We start from the raw sequence: 10,447 nt of genomic DNA, 5'->3' as shown, positions 1-10,447 counted from the left end.
CACATTCCCACAACGCCTACTACTGCTGATTCGCTTCGCACCTTTAAAGACAAAGACCAAAGAAAAGAGCATTTTACAGAAATTTCTTGACATTACTCCCTTGTGAGAATAACGCATGCCTGTAAGCGGCCCCACTTGTGCGGGCAATACTTCACCGCAATAAATGCAGTTCAACCCCTCGCTCGGGGTCATCCTCCGGCAATGGGGGCATTCGATGTTATCATTCATGGGATGACATCCTATATCGGTCATTTTTCATTTTATCACATGGTCTCTCAGCAGTTCGGTGATATTTGCCCCCGCGAGGGTTTCAATTTAGAATATAGTTATTTTGTATTTGAAATTTCCGCTCCCGCCGGACCCAATTGAAAGGATATCCTATCTCAAAGGCCGTGAAAACATTTGGACACAATTTCGCTTTTGCCTTTCTGTGCAACGTATGCGTCATCTCGAACATGGTCTTCTTCCTGTACTTCAATCGTTATCTGGAAGAACTCGGCGCGAACGCGGCACAAATCGGGCTCTATATGGGTGTGCTCGCATTTGGTTCCGTCGTGGTGAGGCCTCTCGTGGGGACGGCAATAGACAAGTACGGGCGCAAGAGGCTCATTTTCTGCGGGATCGCATTGATGATCCTGGCGACGATCGGTTACTTCTTCTGCCGTCGGCTGAACTGGAGCATCCTGGTGGTGCGCATGCTTCACGGGGTGGGCTTCGGCTGCTATATCACGGGCATCTTTACGGTAATAACCGACGATGCCCCGAGCACGCGCCGGGCAAAAGTCATCGGTGTTTTCGGGTTATCGGGCATGAGCACGTATGCTGCTCTGCCGGCGGTGGCGGAATACATTATCGCGCATCTTGGCTTCCAGGTGCTGTTTGCGCTCGCCCTTATCTTCTTGTTGATTGCGTTGTTCTTCGCAAGTCCCTTGAGGGAGCGCGGCCCTCTCGGAATAGAATTTCCGCCGAATCCGTTTCTCATGCTGCTCAGTCAGGCCGACCTGCTGATTCCCGTCGGCTCCCTCTTTTTCTACTGCACCGGAGTAGGGGCGCTCCTTAATTTTATTGCCGTCTATCTTGCGCCTCGCGATATCAGTATCTCTTATTTCTTTGTCGCCAGCTCCACTGCCGGTGCGATCGTTCGGCTATTTCTGGGGGACCTGGCCGATGTATATGGTCGCCGCCGCGTCGCATTGCCGGCATTCGCCGCGGGTTGCATCGCGCTTTTCTGGTTGGGACTGTTTGAAAATCGGTGGGAACTGCTTGCCGGCGGCTTCCTTTGGGGAACAGGCATAGGCTTCGCAGTGCCGGCGGTCGCCGCTTCAGTTGTCGATCGTGTCAAGCCGCAAGACAGGGGAAAAGGACTAGCTCTCTTTACCGCTTCGTTTGATCTCGGTGTGATGGCAGGCTCATTTGCGTATGGGATTGTCGCTGCATTGATTGGATATTCTCAGATGTACCTTGTTGCCGCTTCGGTAATGCTTTTGGCTGTCGGCCTTGCCTTTTTTTCCGGAACCGGAAAGACAAATTCGTAATACCGGATGCATTGATTGAAATCTTTCTGAAGCTTCATATTGATTCGGGCTCTTAGGGATACCGGATCACCCGCTTTCCAACCTCCTTCTCCGCAGAACCTTGTCGATGACTCTCCAGTCTTTTTTCAACTCGAATTTCCAATGAGAATGATTCTTGCTCTGCTGGCAAGACGACAGTTTTTTTTCATCAGCAATAGCTGGGGGAGAAGATCATGAGGCGAAAAATTTTTATTCTGTTCCTTTGCTTTCTCTTCAACGGGAGCGCGTTTGGCGACAGCGCATTTTTTTCTTTGGCGAATCGACCGCAGGAGGATGCTTTCTCGATCTGCGGCTCTCGGGACTTCAATGGATACAATACTTCCTCCGGCTGGCAATATTTTGGATTCTGTCAAGATGCCGGCTGTTACTATAACGCCTACTGGAGATGGCCAATAAACATCCCGAAGGGTTCCACGATTACTGCGGCTCACGTGCAGTTGCGAGCGGACTATACTAACTTCGGCGAACTGGCCGCCGAATTTTCCGCGCTGCTCCCGGACAACCGCTGGGATAATGAGAACGGCTTCGCTGCCACAAACTATCAGAGGGGAACTGATCTGAACAGTATTCTGCGTCAGGGGACCCCCGTCCTCTGGCAGAAAGTGCCGGACTGGACTTACGGCGCCAGGTACGACAGCCCCGATCTGTCGAATCTGGTCCAGGCCCGCATTGACAATGAGGACTACGACCCGCTTGACGAGAGAGGGAGATACTTCGGTTTGGCGCTCTCTTATGTTTCCGGTTCCCACTTTCGAACAGCGACTCAGCAACCGGATGATGCCACGTTCACCGCGCGCCTGTACATCGAGTGGATTCCCGGGCCTCCTGAGACTCGCTCCGCCGAAACCGAGATGATCTTTCAGGTTGCCGATACGGCGCAGGAGGATACTTTTTCATCGCAAGGGCCTGTAAACAAAAACGGTTTTAACAATAAGAACGGGCGGCAATATTTCGGATACGTCTCCGGCACATCGAGCACGTATAACGCTTACTGGAGATGGTTTCTGTCAATACCCCGGGGTTCAACCATAACGAGCGCCTCTCTGAAAATTCGCTCGGCTGGTTCGACATCCGGATATCTTGATGCAGCTCTACAAGCGCTTGCACCGGATGGATCCTGGGAGAGTCCAGCCGGCTTCAGTCGAAAACAGTATGTCGATGGCAATTCCTTATCCGATATCCCTCGTCGTGGAGATGCGATACCCTGGAGCAATATTCCTTGGTGGACCACTGGCGCGTGGTTTTATAGCCCCGATGTGGCAGCACTCGTTCAGGAACATATCGATGATCCGGATTACGACCCCGCAAACAATCAGCGAGCGGCTTTCGGCCTTGTCCTGTACCCTGTCGCCGGAACAGGATACCGCATCGCGACACAAGAACCCGTGGATAATCGTTATACCGCTCAGCTGCATGTCAAGTGGCTGCCTCCCCAAAACGTATGTGAAGGCGGAGGAACCGCCAAAGAGGGTTGCGACGGCTCAATCGTCGCTCCAGAAGAATGCACATTGCGTTTCGACAAGCACGACCACATCTGCCAGACGACAAATATCCCATTCTACAAAGACGATGTACAAGCAGGGTATCTGTCGGTAATGGGAGGCAGGTATGCTTATACCGATTGTCCTGAAGAGAAACTTCCGAGATATGGAATCGACCAGGATTTCGACTGGTCCTCAGATGGTCGCGTGCTCACCTTGAACTTCCATCCGATAAATACATACACCCACCCCGACAGGCCGGGGCTGAGCGATCGTCTCTGGGTGTACATCGGGTTGAGCCGAACGTATCCGGATGATCCCGGCATCACCTGCATGCCGTATACAGCCGTGCTTGATGAAACGTATACCGGGCTCAACTATTCTTTAAAGGGCTCAATCAGGGTAAGTATGACCAATGAGAACTGGCTGAAGTTCGATAATAGCGGCGCAATCAGAATTGGGGGGACTTTTTTAGATACCATTTCCAAAAAGGCTGTGGAATCCGATAACTATCTCAATCATGTTCATAGCCCCTACTGGAACTTATCTCTTTCCACAATCTACGAGGAAAGAAGTAACTATATCCTCTTGCGATGGAGCGACCTGGCAAGGCTCTCCAACAACGGAGACTGGATCAACTTCAGCCTCGATTTGTCCGCCATCTCTGAAGAAGCCGCGGTAAAAGCTTTGGGCAATCCGATAAGAACCAACATCAGGTGGGGCGAATACATCGTTGGACCCGAATTCCCATCTGGAGAAGGAGAATTGACGATTCAACTGAAGGATTTCAGGCTTGTTTCGCACTAGCATTGGTCTTCGCAGCCAGTTAATGAACACGATGCCACAAATTACACAAAAGTAATTCTGTGAGCTCTCGATGACGATTTTGAAATAAAAGGAGGCGGGTCCCGCTGAAACCTTGCGGCTCTGTCCCCCATTACAACCCTGTGTAAGTAGCGTTTTATCAGTTGCTTCCGACCCATCTCTCTTGTTTTGCCTTCAGATATCTCCTTCAGAACGATTCTTGCTACCAATGGAGGTATATGGCGGAATCGTGATCGCCGAGGGGGATATCATGATGAGAAAAATTCCCATTCTGCTTCTTATGTTGCTTCTTGTGCTTCCGGCGACTGGCGCTGCATATGCGGACAGCGCGGTCTTTCGAGTGGCCAATGCCCCTCAAGAAGACACCTGTGCCAATTGGGGCGCCAAGGATGCAAATGTTTACAACAACGGGTACGGCTGGCAATACTTCGGACGTTCTTCGAGCGTATATTTCAGTGCGTACTGGAGATGGGCGATAGATATCCCGCGGGGATCTACGATTACAAATGCATTTGTGCAACTGAGGGCGGACTACACCAATTCCGGCTTGTTAAGCGCGGATTTCCAGGGATTGGTTCCGGATGATCGGTGGACCAATGGAAATGGTTTTTCGACCGCAAATTATCCTCTCGGTAGTAGCCTGAACGATATCTTGCGGCAGGGGACTCCGGTCTTGTGGGAAAATATCCCTGACTGGATTGCCGGTTCGTGGTATAGCAGTCCTGATATCAGTAATCTGGTTCAAGCACGCGTCGACAGCGCCGATTATGATCCTCAGGACGTGCGAAAAAACTATCTGGGATTAGTTCTTTCTTTTGTCTCCGGCTCCGCATACCGGACGGCGACGCAGGAACCCGATAATGACTCTTATACAGCACAACTGTATGTCGAGTGGATTCCGGGACCAGTTACTCCTTCCACTGCCGTGACAGAGACGTTTTATATCAAGGATTCTCCCGAGGAAGACGCTTATTCCGCCGTAGGCGCGAGAAATCTGAACGGCTACAATGACTCGAATGGATGGCATTACTTCGGATATGCGGCGACTACGGGCTGCTGGTACAGTTCGTACTGGAGATGGGCTCTCACCGTTCCAAAGCTGTCGATAATCGAGAGCGCATTCGTTGCAATACGCTCCGACTACGTTAACGAGGGATATCTTGATGCCGCCTTTCAAGCACTTGTTCCCGACGGTAAATGGGAAGCGGGATTAGGATTCAGCACCGCGAACTATCCGGACGGAGCTTTTCTAAACCAGATCCCGCGCCAGGGGGAAGCAGTGCCGTGGAATAACATTTCCAACTGGACCACCGGCACGTGGTTCTACAGCCCCGATATCACTGCATTGGTTCAGGAGCGCATAAAGAACCCGGATTACGACCCGGAAACCGCCTCGGGACGCCAATTCGGGTTGGTCCTTTATCATGCTAACGGGAGTTGGTACCGCACCGGAACCCAGGAACCGGATCAGGACGCCTATACCGCCCAGCTCATCATCAGATGGGCGCCTCTTATTCAAACCGGTTGTGGAGACCCTGACGCCGTTGAAATCTGTAACGACGGTATAGATAACAACTGCAATGGAGTACTTGACGATTTCTGTAATACGTGTCCTGCCGCGAATGCCGGAACCGATCAAGCGGCGTCCGTCGGCCAGATCATCTGTCTTGACGGCAGCGGCAGCACGGATATTGACGGAGACGCTCTCACATATACCTGGAATATATCAAGCAAACCCCAGTTCAGCTCCGCCGAGCTCTCCGATCCGGCCGCTCTTAATCCGGAGATCTTCATTGATGCATTCGGTGACTATATTGTTGACCTGATCGTTTCCGATGGTCATTGTGAAAGCGCCATTGACAGCGTGGTCATCAGTACCATCAACTCCTGCCCGGCCGCCGACGCCGGCCCCGATACCAGTGTGGTCGTGGGGGGAACTGCGTTTTTGGATGGCAGCGCGAGCAGTGATCCGGACGGAGATACCCTCAGCTATTCCTGGTCACTTTTCAAAAAGCCTGAGGGGAGCGCTGCAGTCCTTGATATTCAAGGGGACGGGAGCGCATCATTCACAGTGGATAAAGTGGGAGAATACCATGTCGAACTGTGCGTGAGCGATGGGTTGTGCACCAGCCAGCCTGATCTGGTCGTCATATCGACACAAAACTTGCCGCCTGTTGCCGATGCCGGAGGCGATCAGGAAACCACGGTTGGCAGTGCGCTCGAACTGGATGGCGCATCCAGTTATGACCCGGATGGAGACCCGCTCTTCTATTCCTGGTGCGTCCTCAAGAACCCGGCATCCTATCCTGCAGAGTCGCTACTGATGATGACGGAATCGGACACCGGACCCATTCTGGTCGACCCAACATCTCCGACGCCTATTCTGCTGGCCGAGACGGAGGGACAGTACGTTGTTCAGTTGGTTGTCTCCGATGGAATTTCTGACAGCGAGCCGGATACGTGCGTCGTCACCGCGATTGTGCCTGAATATCAATGCCCGAAAGGCTTCGGTTTCTGGAAGAATCACCCCGGCGCCTGGCCGATTCAGTCGCTCCGGCTCGGTAATTATCTTTATCAAAAGGAGACTCTGCACAAGCTGTTGCAGACGCCGGTCCGCGGTGACGCAAGCATGATTCTGGCGCATCAGTTGATCGCAACAAAGCTCAACCTCGAAAATGACTCCGAACCGGGCCCGATAGAGGATACGGTTCAAGTCGCGGACAACCTTCTGGCACAATTTACCAGGACGTTGCCTTGTGGTGTGAAACCGTCAAGCGCAATCGGCAAAGAGATGATCCAGGCTGCGCAAACGCTTGAATCATATAATGAAGGGCTGCAGGACTTAGACTGCGTCCAGTGGTGAGAGCCGCGTAAGGGCTTGCCGAAATTTATCACCCCAGGTGAGTCATGTCTTCTTAAACCCGCCATTAAGCGTCCTCCTCTTGTAGAGGCTTCGGGCTTGCCAAGTCTTGTGCGTTCTGTTACATTTTAGTAAAAGATGTTGTGTTTTACAGGAGGATGATAAACATGAAGAAGTTGATTGCTTTCGTCTTAGTTGTGGCAATAATGTTCGCCTTCGGGATCGGGGCAAACGCGCAACAAGTGGGACAGGCGGGTTCCGATTTGATGGTATTACTGCGGCCTCCCACTCAAAATGAAATCGATGCGCTTGTCCAGCAGTTACAGCTTACGGATGAACAGCGCGTTCAGTTGCAGAACACGTACGTCCAATACACGCAGGAACTGCAAAGGCTTACAAGCAGCTATCAGACTGCACGACAGAATCTTGCGGCAACTCTTCAGGGAACGAGCGATCCTGCCCAGGTCGAAAATGCCCTCGAAGAGTTGCACCGGCTGCACTCCTCGATCATTTCGAGGGAGATGCAGTTATGGAATGCGCTTTCGAACAATCTGACGCAGGAACAAACCGAGAAATTCTGGCAGGTATTCGGCCAAAGCAGAGTAACCGGTCCCGCAACGACTCCGGCGCCGGCGCCCGAGGGCTTCTTGAGATAAAGGGTGTCAGCAGAGCGATCACCGGGATCAACGAAGAGCAAATCATACCCGCGGTTGTGGCGAAGGGATGGCGAATCTGCGAGATCATGGCGTCGTTTGCGAATTCATATGCGAACGATCTTGCCCACGAGATTCGCCATCTCGCCGCTTATTCATAACGGAATTTACCCGCAATCGCACTCTTTGAGGATGTCATCGGGGAAACCGGCACAACCCAAATCCACCCCATATTAGTTTGATATCCCATCCATAATGATTTCACACCTCGAAACAAATAAGTCGTCTTCTGTTGAATATTTTTTTGCGCAACTACGTCGAAAGTGATACAATTCAACCAATTCGTGCACCGGTTCAGAAAAGGAGAGGAGCGACATGAGAAAGGCACTGGTTTCGCTGGTAGTTCTCGGTTTAATTGTCGGCATTGGAGCAGATGCACTGGCTCAGGCAGCCAAAACGAAGGGGCGAGATCCGGCCGTTGTGTTTCGCCCGCCCAGTCAAAAAGAGATGACCGCGATCGATCAGAGACTGCAGTTGACGGATGAACAGCGTGCACGGATGAAGAAGGTGAACGAGCAGTATCGCCAACAAATCGACGAGCTTGTGAGCAGGTATAAGAAAGCCTATCAAGATCTTACGGCAGCGCTGCAGGGTAGTCCGGATCCTGCGCGAGTCAAAAACGAGATACAACGAGTGCATAAAACTCATGAAGCCGTTGTTGCCAAGGAGGCGGAGCTGTGGACCGCTCTTGCGGATTCGCTGAGTGGCGAACAGGCTGTTGAATTCTGGAAGATGTTCGGTAAAGATCGCCTGCGGACGGTCAAGGAGAAAGCACCTTCAGTCGAAGCCGAACCTGAGGCGGCTGAGCCCGAAGAAGAGATGTAAGCACTCTTCTGCTTAGTTTTTGGTCACCCACACAGGGCTTGACCATGCGAGGTTGCCATCTGCTTGCTTCACTCGAAGGTAGTACGAGGAAGTGCCGGAAGGTGGGTCTGGATCTGTTAGCAAGTATTGAGCGGTCAAACCTTCACCCGCCGTCCGGAACACAGCCTGTCCGTTTCGGATGATTTCAACCGATTCAATCTTCTCACAACAGATGGCGCGAAAGGCGAGGGGTAGCGGCCCCTGATTTCTGCTCCATGTGATTTCCGAACCCATGGGCGAATCGCCGGCTCGGAAGGAAAGGATGATCTTCGGGCCGCTGGTTGCATAAACCTGTCGCCTGCGAAATGCCTCCCAAACCGCCTCACGTGTTAGCTCTTTCGCGTAGACGCCCATAAGTCCTGTAACCGGCGCGCCGGCGCTTCTTTGGCCGGGATGGCCGTCGTGGGTGTCTCCTCCGCCGACTATCCCGAGCCGGTATCCTCTCGCCAGCGCATCACGTACGAACGCGCCCCTGACCGGATGATACACTGCGGAATCGCCTCCGAGAAATTCAGATGTCCCATGGATAGAGCTGATCTCGACGAAGTATTCTTTTGGGCCGGGCGGGATGCTCCAGTCGGTCGATATTGGTCCGCCGCCAACATGATGAGCGGCCGTCATTGCCTCGTACGGCCGCAGCAATTCCCATAATTCCTGCGGGGAGTCGCTCTCCGGATCGATTGAGCGGAAGACCGGGCCATCGCCGTCGCGGTAATAGACATTGCGGTGGCCGTACTTCCAGTTGGTCCACTCGAAGCCGAGGAACGTGACAAATTCGCCCGGCTCGTACGCCGTGTTTGCCGCATCTTTAATTCGCTCCCAAGCCGCCCCGTCTATGGGAATAGTTCCGTAGTCGGCATGATCTGTCAGTGCGGCGATATCGAGGCCCGAAACCTGGCGCGCGTATCGGTAGTAATCCCCCGGCGTGCCGGTCCCATCCGACATGCGCGAATGGCCGTGGATGTCGCCGAAGTAGAGATTCAGAGCAGGTTCGCCCTGCCGGCAAAAGACGACGTTGCTCTTGCCCTGCAACCTCGAGGCAGTTTCAACCACAAAGAAAAACAGCCCCTCTTCAGCGAAGACGTAAGGAATGGTGATTCTTTTCTCTTCGCCAGATGCTTCCCCCGCGATATCATCCACAGTATGTCCGTTTCGGATAACCGACAGCCGCCACCTGCCGGGCGGCATTGTACTCCAGTTGCCGAGAACATCGAGTGGCGCCGCACCCACCTTGATTGTTTCGCCCGGTCTCACCTGCGACGGCGCCGTTACCTCGAGGCGAACCGCTTCTCGCGCCTCTACTCTGACGGATGGAGGTTTGTCAATGCACCGGGAGTGGCCGTCACCGTCGGCATCGGTGAATATTTGGAACAATTCCTCGGCCTCGGCAAATTTATCCACCCGCACATCTTTCAGGTTGAACGTGATGGTTTCTCCGTGCCTGAAGCCGCGTGACGCGGATGAGACAACGATTCTGCCGAGCTGGAGTGTAAATGCTTTTGTGGAGGCGTCGGAAAATGAAGTACGGACAGTTGTGTAGCCTGGACCATCGGGATCGAGCGTTTGAGGCGTCGTCCATCCCCACCATGGAGACACCTGAAGTATAACAAACCCGCCGGGCGCTATGCCGGCTTCTCCGACCGTGAAAGCTATTTCAAAATCAGTCATTGCGCCCGCAAGGAATGGACCGGCGGGAGCAACAGAAGCAGTGCCTTGTCCGTCTTTTGCTGAAGGTGTGCTATCGAGGTACGGAACAACGTGCGGCCAGGAATCCTTCCCTGCTGCCGCAGTTTTCATTTCTGATTTTTCGGAGCAAGAGACGCCCGCGAAAAACAGAAAAAGCAGGATAAAACGAATCGTGCAGGTTTTCATCGAGTATCCGGTTGACGGTAAGAAAAGTCCGTTTTACACGAGATGCTTGCGGCCCTCACCGCGTCACATCAATTATACATTATCGGAGAGAGCGGAGAGCGAGATTTCTCGATTTTCCGCTTGACCGGCGGCTGGAATTTCACTATAATGAACACGGATCAGGGGTTGAAAAGCCTCTGTTGATGCGCGTTGCCCTGTGGGCAACGCTTTTATCATGAAGGGATCAGTATTTATCAAGTTTTTATCTGTAATGGAGTA

6 protein-coding genes are annotated in these 10,447 nt (G+C 52.8%); 5 read left to right on the top strand and 1 reads right to left on the bottom strand.

Annotated features, from left to right (window positions below):
• Window positions 1-365 precede the first annotated feature (365 nt).
• The 5 genes from C4520_00440 (at window position 366) to C4520_00420 (ending at window position 8,278) form a co-directional block, all read left to right on the top strand.
• Window positions 366-1,535, top strand: a complete 1,170-nt coding sequence (locus C4520_00440; protein ID RJP26745.1) for an MFS transporter — start codon at window positions 366-368, stop codon at window positions 1,533-1,535.
• Between the two features lie 212 nt (window positions 1,536-1,747).
• The gene (locus C4520_00435; protein RJP26744.1) at window positions 1,748-3,862 is read left to right on the top strand and encodes a hypothetical protein; all 2,115 of its coding nucleotides are present in this window, start codon (window positions 1,748-1,750) and stop codon (window positions 3,860-3,862) included.
• A gap of 226 nt (window positions 3,863-4,088) precedes the next feature.
• The gene (locus C4520_00430) at window positions 4,089-6,743 is read left to right on the top strand and encodes a hypothetical protein (GenBank protein RJP26743.1); all 2,655 of its coding nucleotides are present in this window, start codon (window positions 4,089-4,091) and stop codon (window positions 6,741-6,743) included.
• A gap of 155 nt (window positions 6,744-6,898) precedes the next feature.
• Entirely contained in the window at window positions 6,899-7,396 is a 498-nt protein-coding gene (locus C4520_00425; protein ID RJP26742.1) for a hypothetical protein, read from the top strand.
• Between the two features lie 372 nt (window positions 7,397-7,768).
• Window positions 7,769-8,278, top strand: coding sequence for a periplasmic heavy metal sensor (locus C4520_00420; GenBank protein RJP26741.1), 510 nt, complete (start codon window positions 7,769-7,771; stop codon window positions 8,276-8,278).
• Between the two features lie 12 nt (window positions 8,279-8,290).
• Here C4520_00420 and C4520_00415 read toward each other — a convergent pair whose 3' ends face one another.
• Entirely contained in the window at window positions 8,291-10,189 is a 1,899-nt protein-coding gene (locus C4520_00415) for a DUF3604 domain-containing protein (GenBank protein ID RJP26740.1), read from the bottom strand.
• Window positions 10,190-10,447: the final 258 nt, after the last annotated feature.

The sequence above is a fragment of the Candidatus Abyssobacteria bacterium SURF_5 genome, from assembly GCA_003598085.1.
Classification (GTDB): Bacteria; Abyssobacteria; SURF-5; order SURF-5; family SURF-5; genus SURF-5.
This window is presented reverse-complemented; position numbering and strand designations above follow the sequence as displayed.